Origin of the sequence: Agriterribacter humi (assembly GCF_009192765.1) — a bacterium.
GTDB lineage: Bacteria > Bacteroidota > Bacteroidia > Chitinophagales > Chitinophagaceae > Agriterribacter > Agriterribacter humi.
Map to the genome: position 1 here is coordinate 38,980 of NZ_VOHQ01000014.1, position 17,784 is coordinate 56,763.

A 17,784-nucleotide genomic window follows, 5' to 3' on the forward strand; every position below is an offset into this window, starting at 1 on the left:
TATTGAGCAAATTAGATAAGCTCTCCCACAAATGTTTCCATCGTTAGTCCCGGGCCAAAAGCGGCGCCTAATATTTTATGATTCATGCCCGATGGTTTTTGCATCATACGCTTTAATACAAATAAAATGGTAGGGGAAGACATGTTGCCAAATTGTTCCAGTATATTAAAGCTATCATCCAGTTCGGTATCATCCAGGTGAAGGCATTTTTTAACGGCTTCCAGTATGCGCTTTCCTCCGGGATGTATGCACCATCCTTTGATCTGTTCCTTACGAATGCCTGCTGATTGCATCGCCCTGGCGATCAACAGTTCAAAATCTTCTTCTATCAGTTCAGGTATATAACCGCTTAAGGTCATTAGAAACCCGGAAGAAGACAATTCCCATGCCATATCCTTTTTGCCTTTAGGCATGATCTCCGCATAAAAATGTTGTAGTTCCAGTCCGGGCGAAGGGTATTGATCATGTGTTACCAGTGCCGCAGCGGAGCCGTCTGCAAACAACATGCTGGAAGTAATGTTATCTATAGTAGCTTCCTTTTGGAAATGCAGCGTGCACAGCTCGGTGCAAACAATCATTACTCTGGCGGCGGTATCGTTTTTGCAAATGGCATCCGCTATTTTCAGCGCATGAATAGCGGCATAGCAACCCATAAAATTTATGGAAGTACGGTAAATGGTATTGGGCAGGTCCATGAGGTCTATGATCTGTAAATCAAGCCCGGGGGCACTCATGCCTGTGCAACTTACTGTAATCAAATGCGTGATTTGTTTTGCAGGCAATTTATTTTCTATACAATTTCTTATGGCATCAACCGACAGCGGAGCTGCATATTTGTTGTACAATGCCATGCGTTGTTCCAATGCCGGGAAGGGTTCTAAGTTTTCGCTCCGCGGATAAAATTTCCAGTCTTTTACAGGCCGGTTATAATCTCCAATAACAGAATACCTGTTTTGAATGCCACTTTGATGGTACAGGAACTTCATTTTCCTTTGTTCAGTGGTATTGGTAGCGTATACCTGCTGCATAAAGTCCAAAATGCCTTCCTGCTGGTGTTTATAATGCGGCAGCGCTGTTCCTATATGTATGATTTTACTCAAAGTGGTTGATTATAAAAATAATGATAAAAGCGATGTTTATGCATATGGAAGCGACCATGTTCATGCGCATCGTATTCCTGTAATCAGCATAGATATAATTGTGCCATACTTTACGGGCCCACATTAAAAAGTAAACGATCACCGGCAACATGCACAAACTGAATATATAAAATGCTTTTGTTTGGAGTGTATAAAAAAAATAAAGCGCCAGCACCAGGAATGCTGCTGTATATATAATTCCACAGTACACAAAAGTTCCCCGGTAACCCAGGCGGTAACTAATGGTTTTAACGCCGTCTTTAAGGTCTGCATCGTGCTGGTATACTTGTGTGAGCGGGTAAAATCCTCCAATGAGCAAACTGGATGATATCATTGCCAAAACAGGAACCTGCAATGTTTTATCTGCACTGCAGCCATGATAAATTAATCCGAATGTTACGGCGCCCTGGAACAGGATAACGGTTATATAGCCGGCAAACGGGTATTTTTTTAAACGGATGCCCCTGTAGCTGTACGCTTTAGAAACCAGTATATACAATAATATTCCCAAAGCGAAATACAGGCTGATAAAACAACTCATGATCATAGCAACACTATCCATCAGCACCGTTGTATATAAAAGCTGACGCGAAGGTTGCATCGGGTGCTGAACGCCTCCAATGCTTTCCGTATCCCTGTCCATATAACTGTTATAGCCATTGCTTGCGGGGTACAGCAGCAAATGCAGTATCATAAAAACCAGTACGGTGTGAAATATATTTACTTCAACCACCTGGCTCAGTGCGAACCAGTATACCGGCATCAGGAAAAAAGAAAAAGGAAAACGCAACAATTGAATAGTGGAGGGCAATAGGAATTGTGTTTTCGTTACCGGCATAAAGGAAGCTATAGCCTTATTGTATAATTGTTTTTGTATAAAAGAGTGCTTGTGTAAGATAGGTTTTTTTATGTATATACGCTTTTTCAGGAATGTGGGTTGCGTTACCTCACCCCTGCGGTGGCGCTGTAAGGCAATATCTCCGTTAGCTGCTCCGATAAACTTATCTGACCGGCATGGATTGCGGGATTGATCAAATTTTATTGTTCTTTTGATTTTATGCCTGTTTATTTTTTAATATGCTTACGGTTACCAAAAGCTGTCCCAGGTGGCGCTGCGTATGTTCGGCTGCATGCGTTAATAATCCCAGTACAGTAGAAGGCAATTGGGCACGGCCTACGCCACGGGCTGAAGTTAGGGTTGCTTCATCTGTAGCAGATAACTCAGCCAGTGCTTTATCTACCTGCCGGTTAAATTGTTCCACCAGCTCAACAACTTTACAGGATGGGGAAGGAGATTGTTCTTCCTGCTTCAGGTATTGCAACTGGTCAGCATTAAGCATTTCACCTTTCGCATAGGTAAGCAGCCTGTCTATTACGCCTTTCATGTGCTGCAGGTGAAACCCGGGTGAAGCAACTCCCGCCGGTTTTTCCCAAAGCAGGGTTTCCGGAAAATCTTCCATTAATGTATTTACTTCTTCCCTTGCCTGTAAAAGGGAATGTGCTATGGGTTGCAGCAGGGCTGGAATATGATCCAGGGGTCCACGCAGCCAAACTTCATATTTTTTTTCTGCCATGATTAATAGATATGTTTGAAGATACTGGTAATCTGTGCAACAGCAAAGAGCATCATGCAATAAAAAATCCGCCAAACAAGCAACGCTTTATTGGCGGATATAAAATTTTATTTCAGGTAATTATACCTGTATGCAGCCATTTATTTAAAACTGTCTTCTGAATATTCCTGCTTTTCGTTCATCTATGCCAGGTTTTTCTGCCGTATTTAAAAATCTGCTGCGTAACGCAGTTCCCGAATGTCTTGGGCTTACCTGGTTAGCCGGTATAAGCACATATTTGGCAGTGACAGTAAAAGTATCTGTTGAAGTAATGTTTCCTTCTCCATCATAATGATATTCATAGTCTGTGTGCGATTCCTGCATTTTAAGGGAAGAACTGCTTAATTCCGTAATGGTTACGTAGTTATCATTAGCTGGTTCCTCATCAAACCACCAGAAAACAAAAGTATCAGACAGGGTGGGGTGCCACTTCCAGTTAGCAATTTCTGCGGAATGAAGGGTATCGTCACTGGAAAACTGAACCAGGTATGTGCCGGCGGCGGAAAATAAAATGGTTACTTTATCTGATGCAACCGGACCTTCCCCATAAACTGCTTCTCCCGATTCTGCCTGGGTTAGATACCAGTTCCTGCACAACAGCCGGGTATTATCTGTTAGTGGAATCGTTTCTGCCTTATTGGCGCTGATGACAATAACAGTGCCATTGGAAGATAACTTGAAATCCATTGCATTGCCGGCAATTTTTATTTCAGACAAATGGCCAAAACCTGAAAGATCTATAACAGCACTGTCCGAAACATTGTATTTCCCGGTCAGTACTTCGTTACCGCTCATTACTACAATGTAGGTACTGTCGCTTAAAAATTCGAGGGAAAGCACCTGGGAAGGTTCCTGTATTTTATGTGAAACGGGGCTGTTGTTTGAATTTTGTTTAAGCCTTGCCGCTACCGGATGAATTTCCCATTTACCAACTATGGCTTCCTGCAGGGAAACAGGTACAGGTGGGGGCTGGTTGCTGCCCGTATCATCTTTTTTACAGGCGACAAATACTGAAATTCCAAAAAATAAAAACAGGGGACGGAAGTTTAATTTGATTTTCATTAGATATGGGTTTGTTAAAAATATACTTTGTTCCTTATGTATTGATTTATGCTAACAGGAAACAATACCCTAAAGATGCAAAGCAGCTATATCGGCTGTAGAACGGCCGATGACTTCCGTAATTGTGAATGTGCAAATGGTTTTAGACCAACAGGGGTGTAACAGGGATAAGTGCATACGATACCTGCTGAAGGGTTATCCCAAATCAATAAAGTGTAAGCATTATTGCCGTGATTTTTTCCCGGGAGAAAAATACAGCCAGATATAGCCTGTTATCATTGCCATCACGGAAGCGATCAATACCCCCGATTTGGCTATATCCTGTGTTGCCGTATCTTCAAAAGCCAGCATGGTTATGAATATAGACATGGTGAAACCAATGCCTGCTAATATGCCAATACCGGTAAGCTGCATCCAGCTTATACCGCGGGGAAGTTCGCCCCATTTGAGCTTTACCAATAACCAGCAGGCTGCTATAATGCCCAATGGCTTCCCAATGAATAAGCCACCAATGATCCCATAGTTTAAGGAACTGTTGAGAGCAGCAATAAATTCAGGTGGTATAATGATAGCGGTATTTGCCAATGCAAAAAGCGGAAGCATAATAAAATAAACGGGTATATGCAGGCGGTGTTCCAACTTTTCTAACCAGGATAGTGGAATGGTCAATGCAAATAGCACACCTGCTATGGTTGCATGTATACCGGAATTGAAAAAGCAATACCACAGTACTATACCCAGCGCAAAATTCCACCAGCCAAATTTAATTTTCAGCCGCGGAAATAAAAACAATGCAACAGCAATGCCAATGCCGCATAGCAGGTAGAGCCATTGAATGGAGCCGCCATAAAAAAAGGCGATGATGACAATAGCGCCGAGGTCATCTATAATAGCCAGCGCCATCAAAAAGGTTTTTAAGGAAGCGGGTACTTTTTTCCCCAGCATGGAAGCGATGCCCAGCGAAAATGCAATATCTGTAGCCATGGGGACGCCCCATCCATGCTGAAAAATGGTTTGTTTGTTGAACAATAAATAAATTGCGGCCGGAACGAGCATGCCTCCTATGGCGGCAAATAAAGGCAGTAATGATTTTTTGAGCGAAGAAAGTTCGCCAATAAGCAATTCTCTTTTGATTTCCATCCCCACCAAAAAAAAGAAAGCAGCCATCAGTGCATCATTGATCCAATGAAGCAGGGAATGGGGCAGGTGAATGCCGGGAGGGGCAGGAATGGCAGTATTCCAGAAAGCGATATATGCTTCACCGGCAGAAGCGTTGGCAATAACAATGGACAATACACTGCAGACGAAAAGAATAATGCCTACAGAGCGGCTGTCGCTTACCATGCGCTGTAATGGATTAACTATTATCTTTCGCAAAAATGTTTTTGCCATACTTCAAATATATGATCATCTCATTAAGCTGCCGAATCGGAAAGCCACTTTCCAGTCCTTCTTTTCATAGCCAGCGGGATAATGGGAGTTGAAAGCTCTGCCTGGCGTTGGTATATTGGCATAATAGTAGTACCAAAAAGATTATCTTTCATAAAGCTTTGATTTGAGCAGCCAGTATCTTTTCGTATTAATAATTTGTATATGAGGGCGATTCGTAACCGTATCAGGCAATCTACGTCTACACGCAGGGGTAAGGCGATCATGGCTGGTATTTTGCTGATACTGGTTATCGCGGTTACCCTTGCTATAGTATATTGGAATGCGATAAAGAAGCAATTGATCCGCGACCAGGTTAAGTCGAAAGTGAGGGAAAAAACAGAGCGGCTGTATAATATTCATTATGACAACATGGAGTTAAACGAAGTGGGCGGAAATTTATCCATATCCAATCTTACCTTACAGTACGACAGCGCCAGGTATTTGGTGATGAAGGAAAAAAAGGATGAGCCTCCTATGCTTTTCCGGATTGAAATTCCTTCTATAACCGTTACCGGCATACAAACGCCAAAGGCTTTGCTCACTCAGGAAATAGTGGGAGGGAAATTGCAGATCAATCGTCCTGTTATTGAAATCCTTTATACGCATGGTGGAAAAAATGCCAGCAGGCGTGTGCCTCAGGAGGAAGTATATAAACAAATACTGGGAGAGCTGGAAAGGATTAAAATTGATACTTTGCTCATTGTGGGTGCACAAATCATTACCAAAAATATGCAAACCGGGAAGCAGGAACTCCAGCTTATGGATACGCATATGGAATTGCGGGATGTGGCCATTGACAGTGTTGCCAGCCGCGACAGTTCGAGGGTACTCTTTTCGAAACAATTTTCCATTTCGTGCTCAACGTTATTATGGTCATCTCCCGACCAGTTGTATACCTATAAGGTTGATAACATTGCTATGCATTCGGCATACCAGCAAATTAATGCAGAACGTTTTCGCATTATACCCGCTTTGAGTGAAACGAAGTTTGCTGCCAAAAAAGCTAGGCAGGCCGACCGGTTTAATATAGACATAAAACAAATTTCTTTTCACCGGCTCAATTTTCAACGCCTGGTGAAAGAGGAACTTATAGCCGACAGCCTTATGATACAATCCGCGTCATTTAAAATATACAGGGATATGACGATGCCCCCCGATCCCAGAAGTAAGATTGGCACCTACCCGCATCAGAAAGTGGCCGGGTTACCTTTCCCGCTGGAGATTAAAAAAATGATTTTGAGAAACAGCTTCGTGGAGTATAAAGAGAAAGGACGATTGTTGCAAAAAATTGGCAAGGTTACATTCGGGAATGTGAATGCCGTAATCAGTAATGTTACCAACAAAAAATCGGCGTCGCAAAAAACAATAACCGCCGATATACAGGCGCGGTTTTTAAATCAATTTCCTGTTCAAACATTATGGACATTTTATTTGTTCAATACCAAAGGAAGGTTCGATATCAAAGGGCATCTTGGCGCTTTGAATGCAACAGCGCTTAACACTATTACTGAACCGCTCGGCGGCGCCCGTGTAAAAGAAGGCCGCATTCATGATCTGCGGTTCGATTTTAAAGGTTATGATTATGGGATGGATGGAACAGTAAAGTTTTTGTATGATGATTTAAAAGTGGCGCTTTTAAAAAAAGATAAGAATACCAAAGCATTGAAAGAAAAAAAATTGCTGAGTTGGGGAGCCAATATGATCATAAAAAATTCCAATCCTTCAAAAAAGGAAGCGCCAAGAATTGTTGATGTGCATTTTGACAGGGTGATTAACCGCTCTATCTTTCATTTATCCTGGAAAACGCTTTTTGAAGGGGTAAAAGAAACCACAATTCCGCATAAAAAAGAAAAGGAATAGCCACCGGGCACGAAAATAATTACGCGTTATGCTCAGCCGGAAATCTCATCTGTGCCACAGCCGTTTGAATATTTAATGTTTGCCGTTAAATAAAAAAGGCTTATAATTGTTAAGTATTAGTAAACTTATTTTTTCTCTCTTTTGTATAATTCAGTGCTGTAAAACGATGTCGCATGCTATCATCAATATCGCTGGTTTATTTAACCGGATGGCAGCCGGTGCCGATGAATCTGCTTTATGGGCCTTGCACAAAGCATACTTTCATCGCCTCTTTCGTTTTGTATATGCGTTTACAGGGGTAAAGGAATCAACAGAAGAGATTGTTAATGACGTGTTCCTGGCGCTGTGGCAAAAAAGGCATTTGTTGTATAACATCGCTAAACCCGAAATGTATTTGTTTATTTGTGCTAAAAATAAGGCACTCAAGCAATTAAAAAGGGAAAAGCGGTTAACCGAATCGCTGCACACACTTAATGATTTTGAGTGTATTCTCGACAGCACACCGCATGATATAATGATCACCACCGAATTGCACCGGCGCATTAATGAAGCCATCGGGGCTTTGCCTCCCAAATGCAAACTCATATTTAGCCTGGTAAAAGAAAACGATCTGAAATACCGCGAAGTAGCCGAATTACTCGGACTTTCTGAAAAAACCATTGAGAACCAGATGGGCATCGCTTTAAAAAAGCTCAGCCAGTCCATTCCACTTTCCTTTTCTTCCTGAAAAATATATTATTCCCCTTTGGGGGTAAATGCCTGTTAAGGGTATCCTCTATATATAAATGTTAACTGAATAATATGCCCGATTCGAGGATATGGGAGTTATTGGCCCGGAAATATAATAATGAGATTTCTGAGGAAGAACTTTCGGAACTGGGTCGTTTATTACAACAACCCGGCGATGCACATCATTTGAATGAACTGCTGGCCGACCTGCATGCCATACCGCTTAAAAAAATAACTTCCGGTGCCGATGAAGCAAAAAGTAAAGATGCGCTCCGGCTTTTGTTAAGCACCGATAGTGCTCCCGTTGAAAACAAAATTATAATGGTAACCGGGGAAGCTAAAAGAAAAAAGCGATACGCTTTATGGGTTGCCACCTCCCTTGTTATTATGGTATCTGCCTGGTTTATGCTGAACAACAGCCGGCCAACTGCTCCATTAACAGTTCCTCTCAATGAAGTGGTAACCAATGGCGGATCGAAAAGCACCGTTCATCTGCCCGACGGATCTTCTGTTATTCTCAATACCGGCAGCAAACTTTCCTACAACAAAGATTTTGGCGCGGGTACCCGTGAGATTTATTTAAGCGGAGAAGCCTTTTTTGATATAGCAAAAAACGAAAAAATGCCTTTGGTAGTACATGCCGGTGATGTGGATATACTGGTAAAAGGAACCATTTTTAATGTAAAGGCATATACTGAAGATTCAACCGTGGAAACTTCGCTTATACAGGGCGTTATAGAAGTATTTTCAAAAAATGACCGGGAAAGAAAAATAATGCTTCGCCCCAATGAAAAAATAATTATTGGCAAAACCTCAGCCGTTTCATCTTCAGAAGAAACAAAACACATCGTTCAGCCACCCAAAGAAGCTGTTTTCTTTCTGGGAAAGATAAAGCCCAACCCTGTTGACAGCAGCATTAGCGAAATAGCATGGATACAGAACAAGCTGGCTTTTTACAAAGAACCTTTTTCAAGCCTGGCTCAAAAAATGGAACGGTGGTATAATGTGTCTATACAGTTTAATGATGAACGCCTGAAGAAATTCACTTTTACAGGATCATTTGAAAAAGAAGATATAACAGAAGCGCTTAACGCATTGAGGGAAATAGCCGCCTTTGAGTATACGATTGAAAACAGAAAGGTAATTATTGGTAAAGCAAAAAGCCGGTAGGGTAGTTATTATGGAATTATTAAATCGGCATACAAAGAGCGCAAAAATTTTTTATGTAAAGGTAAATCAGCAATATTGCAATTGTTTTACAATTGCTAAAAATAAATTTAGTATTACTAAACAAATATTTATGACTTAAAAATTAAAAAAGGGAGATGCGCCAACATCTCCCCCATTAAGCAAATGGGAACACAGTAATATATGTTCCCTATTATTCAACTCAACAATTAAAGGTATGCATTTTTCCAAAACTAATTGGAACGGGCAAGGCTTGCTCTACTCCCTGAAATGGAAGGTTATTATGAAAGTTTCTTTCATTATTACTACATTATTAAGTTTACAAATCGCTCTTTTGGCCAATGCGCAAAAGGAGATCTCTCTCTCTGTAAAAAAAGAGCCGTTAAGAAATGTGCTTACACTTATTGAAAAGCATTCGGGCTACCGCTTTCTTTATACCGATGATCCTGTTTTTGAAAACAGCAGGGTTACCATTAAGGTACAGAAAGCCGCTTTTGAAGAAGTGATGAACCGGATACTTGCAGGCACCGGCTTAGGTTACACTGTTAATAACAACGAACTGGTAGTGCTGAGCTTTACGCCTTCTGCCAGCCTGGCCATTATTACCGGAAGGGTAACGGATGAAGAAGGTAACCCTTTATCGGGCGTTACTGTGCAGGTAAAAGGCGCCAATACATCCACTGTAACCAATGCTGAAGGCGAATTCAGCATAGATGCCGGAAACAGTGCTACACTGGTTTTTTCTTCTGTTGGATTTATAGCGAGGGAAGTTGCCGCTGATAATAATGCTACCGTAAACGTGCGGCTTGAGACAGACAAAAAAGGATTGTCGGAAGTGGTGGTGACGGCATTGGGTATCTCCCGTGAAAAGAAATCATTAGGTTATTCTACTCAAAAGGTTGACGGCGCCCAGTTGAATGAATCGCCATCATCTAATTTTGTAAATGGAATCGCAGGTAAAGTGGCAGGTGTTCAAATTTCCGGCACCGGGGCGGTAGGCGGTTCATCACGCATTACCATTCGCGGAGAATCTTCATTAAATATGCAGGGCAACCAACCGCTGTTTGTAATTGATGGTGTGCCGGTTGGCAATGATGGCGTAAATAACTGGAGTGCCAACGCTGATTATGGCAACAGTGCGGCAGAAGTAAACCCGGCGGATATTGAATCCATGAACGTACTGAAAGGGCCGGCCGCGGCGGCTTTATATGGCTCGCGTGCGGCCAATGGCGCTATAGTAATCACTACTAAAAAGGGTAGCGCTAAAAAGGGAATGGACGTAAACTTCAATACTTATTATTTTACAGAAGAAGTGGCCTGGCTGCCTAAATTCCAAAACCAGTTTGGACAGGGCAGAGATGGAAATTACGAAGGCTCCAATTTTGGCGCCTCCTGGTCTATTTATCCTGACGGCGTTAGAGATTCCTATGATGAGAGCTGGGGTCCACGCTTAGACAATAATACGCTGGAAAAACAAGTTACTTCTCCCACTACCGGTGGTTTTAGGGGAGGCGATGTAGCGATTAATAACCGGGGTGATGTTATTGAAACACCCTGGGTATCACATCCCAATAATATAAAGGACTTTTTTAATACCGGAAGCAAGTTCTATAACAACCTTGCATTATCGGGTGGTAATGATAAAGGCACTTACAGGCTTTCGCTTTCATCACTTAATGATAAAGGCGTAATACCTAACAATAACCTCGACCGTTACCAGGTAAGCTTCAATGGCAACTATAAATTAACCAATAAGCTTACTTCTTCGATCAACTTCAATTACATGAAGCAAAAAAGCGATAACCGCCCCGATAATGGTTATGGCCGCAATACCTTCATGTACATTTTTACCTGGATGACAAGGCAGGTAGATATAAACGCCCTGCGCAATTACTGGCAGGCTGGTTATGAAGGTCTCAGGCAGTTTCAGTTTAATTACGGGGAAAATCACAATAACCCCTTCTTCCTGATGTATGAAAATACTAAAGGGCAGAATAAAGACAGATTATATGGTAACGTTGCCTTTGAGTATGCATTTACAGATAAACTGAAATTGAAATTGCGTACTGCGGAAGATCTCTATTACGATTTTCGCCCTATGAAGACCGCAGTTAGTACTGCTGATCAGCCAAAGGGTGCTTATCAGGAAACAATGATAAAATATGAAGAAAGAAATACCGATCTGCTTTTAACTTATAATGGAGAGGCGGCAGACGGTGATTTTGGCTATGTGCTGTCTGCAGGTTCTAATCGTTTCGATCAAAATGGAAGTAACCTTGGAGGCTATAATAATGGACTATTAGTACCCGGCGTATATAATTTAGCCAATACTTCTGAGCTGTTAGGGGCAGGCAATAGCAGTTCCAGAAAAAGAATCAATAGTGTATACGGCATGGCAAACCTTAATTACAAGGGTCTTGTATATTTAGATTTAACTGCGCGTAACGACTGGTCGAGTACGTTGCCTTCCAATAATAATTCCTATTTCTACCCTTCCGTGGGCTTAAATACCAACATCAAAGATATATTAGGTCTTCCTGCCGCTATTAGCCAGGCGCAACTGAGGTTTAGCTGGGCGCAGGTGGGTAACGATGCTGGTGCGTATTCTTTGGTAAATACTTACGGTTACGGGGCTCCATGGGGCAGCAATTACTCTTTGATTGGAAACAGTGAATTGAAGAACGCGAATTTGAAGCCGGAAATTACTTCAACTTATGAAGTAGGAACTTCGCTTGGTTTTTTTAATAATCGCTTAGGCTTAGATGTTACTTACTATGATATCCGTTCAAGGAACCAGGTACTTGGTTTGCCAATGGTTCAAAGCTCAGGGCAGGGATCACGTGTAATTAACGCCGGTGAAATTAAGAATACCGGTGTTGAAATAATGTTATCCGCTACCCCTGTAAATACAGCGGGGGGCTTGAAATGGAACTTTACCATCAACTGGTCACACAATACTGGCAAAGTAGTATCATTAACAGAAGATGTGAAGAAGATTGTTCAGGCTGCCCCTGGTGAAGATGCTTCTATACAGGCTCGCGTAGGGGAAAAGATGGGCGCTATATGGGGACCCGGTTATCAAAGAGTACCCGATGGCCCGTTGAAAGGCCAGATCATTATCGGCACTAACGGAAGAGCAATGATCACTCCTGAAGAAATGTATCTTGGAAATGTTAATCCCGACTGGATCGGTGGTTTTTACAGCCAGGTTACCTATAAGAATTTTCATCTTAATTTTCTGTTTGCAGGACAGGTTGGCGGTAAATTCATTTCCCGTTTTTACAATAAAGCGGCAGGCTCGGGCCAGTTAATAGAAAGTGCATGGGGACGCGGCGAAAGGGCGCCCGGTACGGAATACGATGCACCTTACTATGCAAAAGGCGCGGCGCTTATGCCTGACGGTTCTTATCAGCCTAACTCAACCGGTGATGGCGGCAAATTAGATGCCGGTGTATATGGTACAGATATCAGGAGCATGGTTAAAGGGCAACTGGATCATATTTCTGAAGCGCAATTGTTCAGTACTACCTATTTTAAATTACGTGAGCTGTCTGTAGGGTATAGCTTGCCATACAAGCTGATTAGCAGCACTTTTATCAAGAATGCGAAGATTTCTCTAACAGGCAGAAACCTTTTATTATTCAGGCCGAAAAGTAACCATCATTTTGATCCGGAAGTTGCTATAGCTACGACAGGCAATGGCCTGATACCGGGTTTTGAAAACATGAGTGTTCCTTCTATGAGGGAAGTGGGCATTAGTCTTAACCTGAATTTTTAAAACCTACAAAATTAAAAGTCATGACAAAGTATAAACCAATCATATTTTTAGCCTTCCTTTTCCTGGCGGGCTGTACAAAGGATTTTGAAGAAATTAACACCAATCCCAACTCTCCTGATAAAATTACAAGCCCTGGAGTGTTGTTCACCAATGTTATCCGGGGATCTGTTAACGGTAATTTTGGAAGTTCCTACAGGATGGGTGTTATAGCAGGAGATATGAATTATAATGATTTTAGCGGCAATTTCAGCAATTGGACGCGGGCTGATGCGAGTGGACTTTTTTTATGGAACTATTATGATTACATCCGCGATTTAAACGAAGTGATCACAATAGCCGATGCCGATGGACTGAATAATTACAAGGGAGTAGCGCTGGTATTGCGGTCGTGGATGTTTCAGAACCTTACCGACTTATATGGTCCTATTCCTTTCAGGGAAGCCGCCAATGCTAAATTGCAGGGAATTGCCAGCCCAAAGTATGAGCAACAACAAGCGGTGTATGCAGGATTGCTGGCTGATTTGGAAGAAGCCAATACGCTTTTGGGATCTACAAGTGAAAACGTAATAGGCGATATTATTTTTAACAGTGATATCAGCAGGTGGAAAAAGTTTTCTACCGGGCTGATGATTCGCTTATTGATGCGTCAATCCAAACAGGTTGATCCTTCGCCTGCTTTGGCCAATATTTTAAACAACCCTGCCAAATATCCTTTGTTTACATCAAATGCCGACCAGGCGGCCCTGGACTATATTGCTGACAGCGATGGTAATTCCATGCCATTGTTCACCAGAAGCGCCAGTGATTATGTAACCAGTACCCGTGTTTCTAAAAATCTGGTAGATAATTTAAAATTGCTCAACGATCCGCGCCTGCCCGTATATGCACTTCCTACACAGGTTAGTGTTGTTGGAGCAGATCCGGATCCGGCAAATTTTGAATACGTAGGAGGCGTGAATGGAAATGGACCATTGTCTGATCCCCGAAACTATTCCGCGCCAGGCATGCTTTGGGCGCCACGTTCTTTCTCCCCTGATTTGGCATCAAAAGATGCAGCCCAGGGTATTATATTAACCTATTCAGAAGAGCAATTTAATCTGGCAGAAGCGGCAGAAAAAGGATACATATCCGGTGGCTCCACAGCAGCGGCGGATTATTACCTTAATGGTATTGAAGATCAGTTTAACTATTATGCGGAAAGAGTAGGCACCAGATATGCAGCATCTTATCTTAAACTGAATGGCGAGGATGTTATCCCTGATAATAGCTATTATACACAGCCAACCGTTGCCTACACTGGTACACAAGAGGAGAAGCTTGAAAAAATTGCACGCCAGAAATGGCTGTCACTCTATTTTGTAGGCTATGAAGCCTGGTTTGAATGGAGAAGAACAGGTTTTCCTGAAATTGTTATTGGCACGCAGGGGCCGGGATATATTGCCAGAAGAGCCTTATATCCTGCGGATGAAACGCGGATAAATGAAACCAATTATGCACAAGCGGTACAGTGGTTAGGTGCAGATGATTTAAAAACCCGGGTTTGGTGGGATAAATAAAGTAAGTAAACTAATTCAATTGAATTGACCCTGACTCCACTAACCTGATAGCACTATTAATTATAGCGGGATGCGATAAGCATCCCGTTTTTTTATCCCTTTTTAAGACGTATAAAAAGAAGTATAAGCGAAAGCATATAAATTACATTAAAGAGTGTGATTAATAATATTGTAAACCAAAGCGCCGGGTAAACGGCGCTTTGGTTTTTATGACCGATATTTTAACAGCAGATTTATTTTACGCCGCACAGATATAAATATTCCTGCAGGGTAATTTTGCCGTTCATAAGATAGACGTATAATATATCAATATCTACTTTCTTTTTTTCTAAAGTACTCACCATCTCTTTGTCAAAATACAGGTCATTGATCATTGTTTCCATGTTGTAATTGTTTTAACATGAAGCACGCTGCTGAGGCGTACCGGAATTGTGTTTTTACATTTTCAGCAAAATGTATCATTCATATGGAACAATCAAAATATGATCTGGCAATAACGATCGTAATAATGTGTATGGCAGGAAGCGATCTAAGCGGCAATAAGCAAAAAGCCATTTTAAACATGGCTTAGCTGGTACATAGTGTATTATAAACGCAAAGGTAGTCCGTTTTATTGTAAAAGAAACAGTTATTGGTACGCGATACGTTAAGGAATCAACAAATTTTCAACATAAACTTATTATTATACTGATAATAATATTTATATAAATTATTATTATATTGAATTTATTTTACGGAGATGCCTTATGCTGGCTAAAACCAGCAGCAATTGAGCCGAACAGTACGTGAGCATTATTAGTGGAGGTAAAATTTTAAAGGGGTAAATAAACTGGTTTACCGCCAATACAGAATCGGAAAGGACAAACTGGCCGGCTCCGCAAAAAAATAAAGCGGCTGTTTTTTTATCTGTTTTTCCAAACAGGTTAAGTGTCAGCGTCCAAAAGATGCAGATCACGGTGGCATAAATAATTACAGGAATTTTAAGTGTATCCAAAAAGGGAAGAAGCAAACCTGATAATAATATCCCCCATGCCAGGATGGGTATGCCAAACAGGGGCTGAAATTGCAGCACTCCTTTTGCTCCGGGATTGATGCGAAGTGTATAAATAATATAACATACATGTGCTGCCAGGAAAGCCGATAAACCACCAATGAAAAATCCATTGAACATCAAAAGCAGGTCTCCGGACCAGGAAAACAATAATGCGCACAAAAATATTTTTGAAAAGGTTGATCTTACCCCGGTTTCAGCCGCATACATCAGCATCAGCACTATCATCAATAATGGTTTGCTGATTAGCCGTTCCTGTTCATATGTATTGAACACAAAAAAAATATCTGCTATTGCAGCCAGCCCGTATATGCAGCCCAATGCAAACGAGATCCGCTTCATGTATTTATTTTAGTTCAATCCTGGCCTTTCTTCCAAAAAAACGGGTAATTGAATCGCGGCTGCGGCTTGTATCGGATAAAGGGCCTGTAACCACTGTGTATAGTTTAAACGTGATGGAATCTTCCGTGCTGAGTTGTACATCGTACCCCATCTTTTGCAGATCTTTATGCCTGTTCAACGCTCTCTGGCGTTTGGCGGTTTCAATGACCACTTTATAGGTATAATCGCCATTGGTGTTTACCGGTGAAATGGTGGCCAGGCTGTCTTTTCCCGCTGCTAAAGAATCCTGTGCCTGGGCCGGAGAAGGAATGACAGGCTGAATATTTTCCAGTGTGTTTTCCTGCCCGTTTTTTTTATCCTGCCACTGTTGAAAAAAATAATACACTATCCATCCTATTATAGTAAGGCCAAGTACGAGCGCAAATAATATCAATAATTTGCGGAGCGCATTAGCAGAGGTTTTGGCAGGTTTCGGATATCCATCCTCAAACGACATATCATCGGTGTGTTCTTCTCTTTTTACAATGCGTTTTTTGGGATTTATTTCTTCAGGAGCCGTCGCCACCATCACTTCATTTCCCTGGATAAAATCATAGTTACTGCTGTCGTTTAAAATCAAAGTACCTAAGCCCTCAATATAAAACTGCTTGCTTACATTTAATAATTGCTTACCAATATTTAAGAAATCTTCAAGATCAGATGAAGCCAGTGGTCTTATTTTTCCTGTGCGTTGCGAAATAAATTCAATAAGCCCAGTATCTTCCTTTGCTTTTTTATCAGGCGAAAATTGTATAGTATTTCCGGGAAGCCTGACCCTGCCCTTTTCATTTTCAAATGGATTTTCATAAAAATTATCCAATACAAATTCACCAATGCCCTGTAACTGCATTTTTTTATTTTGGAGCAGGTATTGTCCAAGTAAATGTGCTATCTTCAAAATGCCGGCTATTTTTTAGTAAAGGAATAAAAACACAGAATCAGGGGCACAAGTTACAAAAATCTAAAAACTAACCGGTTGCAAGTTTTAATCTCCTTTTGCCTGTAAACGATAAAAAAAAAGAGAAGACAACTCCCCGTTAAAGGCTTACTTATATTTGCATTTCAATCTTATTAGCATGTTAAGTGAAGATGAAAAGGCGTTTTTAGTGTACTGGGAACAAAACCGGGCGAGGCAAAAAAGGTTATTTTACCAGTTACTGGTTGGGCTTCCGTTAGGGTTACTGCTTGCACTGCCTATACTTATCAATTATATGTCGGGATGGGATAAAAGAGCCGTCATGGTAGGCAATACGCAGTCTAATCCGCTGGTATTAATTATAGCGGTATTGGCTATAGCTGTTTTTTTTTCCATATTTAACCGGCGGCATAAATGGGAGATGAATGAACAGCATTATCTTGAATTAAAGGGTAAAGAAGCAGAGGATGTTAAAACCAATTAAAGATGCAACGTTTTGATAAGTGTTTATATCATGGGTATAAAGGAAAATTAGTATGAGAAAGATATCTTTTTATGGTTCTATGGTGTCCCTTGTTCTGGTATTTGGATCATGTTTAAAAAAGGAAACGGGTTGTCCTTACAGTGAGCTCAGTATAAAAGCCCCTGGTAGCGAAGTGCAGCAGGTTGAAATGTACCTGGCAGCTAAAAATATTACCGCCCAAAAAGACTCATCCGGCGTGTATTATGTTATAGAAGCTGCGGGAACGGGCAAAACACCTGAAGTATGTTCAGTGATCAGCGTAAATTATACAGGTTCATTAACCAACGACCAGGTTTTTGATAAAAGCAATGGAACACCGGTATCCTTCCGGCTGGGCGAACTGATTGCCGGCTGGCAAAAAGGGCTTAAACATATTAAAGCCGGTGGAAAAATAAAGTTGTTTGTCCCCCCCAGCCTGGGTTATGGCGATAAAGACGCGAAGGATTCCAATGGCAATGTGATTATACCTGCTAATTCGATCCTTGTATTTAACCTGGAACTGGCAGAAGTACAGTAGTTAAAACGAAGTTTTTTGTTAGAGGCTTTGAGGTATTCGT

At 41.4% G+C, this 17,784-nt stretch carries 15 protein-coding genes; 7 read left to right on the forward strand and 8 right to left on the reverse strand.

Annotated elements, in window-relative coordinates; all coding sequences use genetic code 11:
- Nucleotides 1-11: 11 nt before the first annotated feature.
- From FRX45_RS19440 to nhaA, 5 genes are all read right to left on the reverse strand, one after another.
- On the reverse strand, nucleotides 12-1,100 hold the full coding sequence (locus tag FRX45_RS19440; RefSeq protein WP_152270146.1) for a type III polyketide synthase: 1,089 nt from the start codon (nucleotides 1,098-1,100) through the stop codon (nucleotides 12-14).
- On the reverse strand, nucleotides 1,093-1,977 hold the full coding sequence (locus FRX45_RS19445) for a UbiA family prenyltransferase (protein ID WP_226805465.1): 885 nt from the start codon (nucleotides 1,975-1,977) through the stop codon (nucleotides 1,093-1,095). The genes FRX45_RS19440 and FRX45_RS19445 overlap by 8 nt, the downstream gene beginning before the upstream one ends.
- 217 nt (nucleotides 1,978-2,194) lie before the next feature.
- The gene (locus tag FRX45_RS19450; RefSeq protein WP_152270147.1) at nucleotides 2,195-2,713 is read right to left on the reverse strand and encodes a DinB family protein; all 519 of its coding nucleotides are present in this window, start codon (nucleotides 2,711-2,713) and stop codon (nucleotides 2,195-2,197) included.
- A 144-nt stretch (nucleotides 2,714-2,857) separates the two neighbouring features.
- Nucleotides 2,858-3,814: a hypothetical protein gene (locus FRX45_RS19455; protein ID WP_152270148.1), complete on the reverse strand. Its 957-nt coding sequence runs from the start codon at nucleotides 3,812-3,814 to the stop codon at nucleotides 2,858-2,860.
- A gap of 222 nt (nucleotides 3,815-4,036) precedes the next feature.
- Nucleotides 4,037-5,206, reverse strand: coding sequence for a Na+/H+ antiporter NhaA (gene nhaA / locus FRX45_RS19460; RefSeq protein WP_152270149.1), 1,170 nt, complete (start codon nucleotides 5,204-5,206; stop codon nucleotides 4,037-4,039).
- 201 nt (nucleotides 5,207-5,407) lie between these two features.
- Here nhaA and FRX45_RS19465 point away from each other — a divergent pair, with 201 nt between their 5' ends.
- From FRX45_RS19465 to FRX45_RS19485, 5 genes are all read left to right on the forward strand, one after another.
- Complete coding sequence (locus FRX45_RS19465) at nucleotides 5,408-7,105, forward strand: AsmA family protein (protein WP_152270150.1); 1,698 nt, start codon at nucleotides 5,408-5,410, stop codon at nucleotides 7,103-7,105.
- 166 nt (nucleotides 7,106-7,271) lie between these two features.
- Nucleotides 7,272-7,832, forward strand: coding sequence for an RNA polymerase sigma factor (locus tag FRX45_RS19470; RefSeq protein WP_152270151.1), 561 nt, complete (start codon nucleotides 7,272-7,274; stop codon nucleotides 7,830-7,832).
- A 74-nt stretch (nucleotides 7,833-7,906) separates the two neighbouring features.
- Entirely contained in the window at nucleotides 7,907-9,004 is a 1,098-nt protein-coding gene (locus tag FRX45_RS19475; protein ID WP_152270152.1) for a FecR family protein, read from the forward strand.
- 301 nt (nucleotides 9,005-9,305) lie between these two features.
- Complete coding sequence (locus FRX45_RS19480; RefSeq protein WP_193311782.1) at nucleotides 9,306-12,800, forward strand: SusC/RagA family TonB-linked outer membrane protein; 3,495 nt, start codon at nucleotides 9,306-9,308, stop codon at nucleotides 12,798-12,800.
- A gap of 20 nt (nucleotides 12,801-12,820) precedes the next feature.
- Nucleotides 12,821-14,356 (forward strand): SusD/RagB family nutrient-binding outer membrane lipoprotein, encoded by a 1,536-nt coding sequence (locus FRX45_RS19485; RefSeq protein ID WP_152270154.1) that lies wholly within the window; start codon nucleotides 12,821-12,823, stop codon nucleotides 14,354-14,356.
- A 233-nt stretch (nucleotides 14,357-14,589) separates the two neighbouring features.
- On the opposite strand, the gene FRX45_RS23370 is transcribed toward FRX45_RS19485, so the two are convergent.
- From FRX45_RS23370 to FRX45_RS19495, 3 genes are all read right to left on the reverse strand, one after another.
- Nucleotides 14,590-14,739: a hypothetical protein gene (locus tag FRX45_RS23370; RefSeq protein ID WP_193311783.1), complete on the reverse strand. Its 150-nt coding sequence runs from the start codon at nucleotides 14,737-14,739 to the stop codon at nucleotides 14,590-14,592.
- A 332-nt stretch (nucleotides 14,740-15,071) separates the two neighbouring features.
- Nucleotides 15,072-15,749, reverse strand: coding sequence for a lysoplasmalogenase (locus FRX45_RS19490; RefSeq protein ID WP_152270155.1), 678 nt, complete (start codon nucleotides 15,747-15,749; stop codon nucleotides 15,072-15,074).
- 4 nt (nucleotides 15,750-15,753) lie between these two features.
- Nucleotides 15,754-16,686 carry a hypothetical protein gene (locus FRX45_RS19495; RefSeq protein WP_152270156.1) on the reverse strand — a complete coding sequence of 311 codons (933 nt, stop codon included), beginning with the start codon at nucleotides 16,684-16,686 and terminating at the stop codon, nucleotides 15,754-15,756.
- 178 nt (nucleotides 16,687-16,864) lie between these two features.
- Here FRX45_RS19495 and FRX45_RS19500 point away from each other — a divergent pair, with 178 nt between their 5' ends.
- Together FRX45_RS19500 and FRX45_RS19505 are read left to right on the forward strand one after the other, a co-directional pair.
- Nucleotides 16,865-17,188, forward strand: a complete 324-nt coding sequence (locus tag FRX45_RS19500) for a hypothetical protein (protein WP_152270157.1) — start codon at nucleotides 16,865-16,867, stop codon at nucleotides 17,186-17,188.
- Nucleotides 17,189-17,240: 52 nt separating this feature from the next.
- Nucleotides 17,241-17,744, forward strand: a complete 504-nt coding sequence (locus FRX45_RS19505) for an FKBP-type peptidyl-prolyl cis-trans isomerase (RefSeq protein WP_152270158.1) — start codon at nucleotides 17,241-17,243, stop codon at nucleotides 17,742-17,744.
- Nucleotides 17,745-17,784: the final 40 nt, after the last annotated feature.

Excerpts from the sequence above, each read along its gene's own strand:
- FRX45_RS19505 (WP_152270158.1), top strand. The coding sequence starts at position 17,241 with ATGAGAAAGATATCTTTTTATGGTTCTATGGTGTCCCTTGTTCTGGTA.
- FRX45_RS19450 (WP_152270147.1), bottom strand. The coding sequence starts at position 2,713 with ATGGCAGAAAAAAAATATGAAGTTTGGCTGCGTGGACCCCTGGATCAT.
- FRX45_RS19480 (WP_193311782.1), top strand. The coding sequence starts at position 9,306 with ATGAAAGTTTCTTTCATTATTACTACATTATTAAGTTTACAAATCGCT.
- nhaA (WP_152270149.1), bottom strand. The coding sequence starts at position 5,206 with ATGGCAAAAACATTTTTGCGAAAGATAATAGTTAATCCATTACAGCGC.
- FRX45_RS19475 (WP_152270152.1), top strand. The coding sequence starts at position 7,907 with ATGCCCGATTCGAGGATATGGGAGTTATTGGCCCGGAAATATAATAAT.
- FRX45_RS19465 (WP_152270150.1), top strand. The coding sequence starts at position 5,408 with ATGAGGGCGATTCGTAACCGTATCAGGCAATCTACGTCTACACGCAGG.
- FRX45_RS19490 (WP_152270155.1), bottom strand. The coding sequence starts at position 15,749 with ATGAAGCGGATCTCGTTTGCATTGGGCTGCATATACGGGCTGGCTGCA.
- FRX45_RS19470 (WP_152270151.1), top strand. The coding sequence starts at position 7,272 with ATGTCGCATGCTATCATCAATATCGCTGGTTTATTTAACCGGATGGCA.
- FRX45_RS19485 (WP_152270154.1), top strand. The coding sequence starts at position 12,821 with ATGACAAAGTATAAACCAATCATATTTTTAGCCTTCCTTTTCCTGGCG.
- FRX45_RS19455 (WP_152270148.1), bottom strand. The coding sequence starts at position 3,814 with ATGAAAATCAAATTAAACTTCCGTCCCCTGTTTTTATTTTTTGGAATT.
- FRX45_RS23370 (WP_193311783.1), bottom strand. The coding sequence starts at position 14,739 with ATGGAAACAATGATCAATGACCTGTATTTTGACAAAGAGATGGTGAGT.
- FRX45_RS19445 (WP_226805465.1), bottom strand. The coding sequence starts at position 1,977 with ATGCCGGTAACGAAAACACAATTCCTATTGCCCTCCACTATTCAATTG.
- FRX45_RS19500 (WP_152270157.1), top strand. The coding sequence starts at position 16,865 with ATGTTAAGTGAAGATGAAAAGGCGTTTTTAGTGTACTGGGAACAAAAC.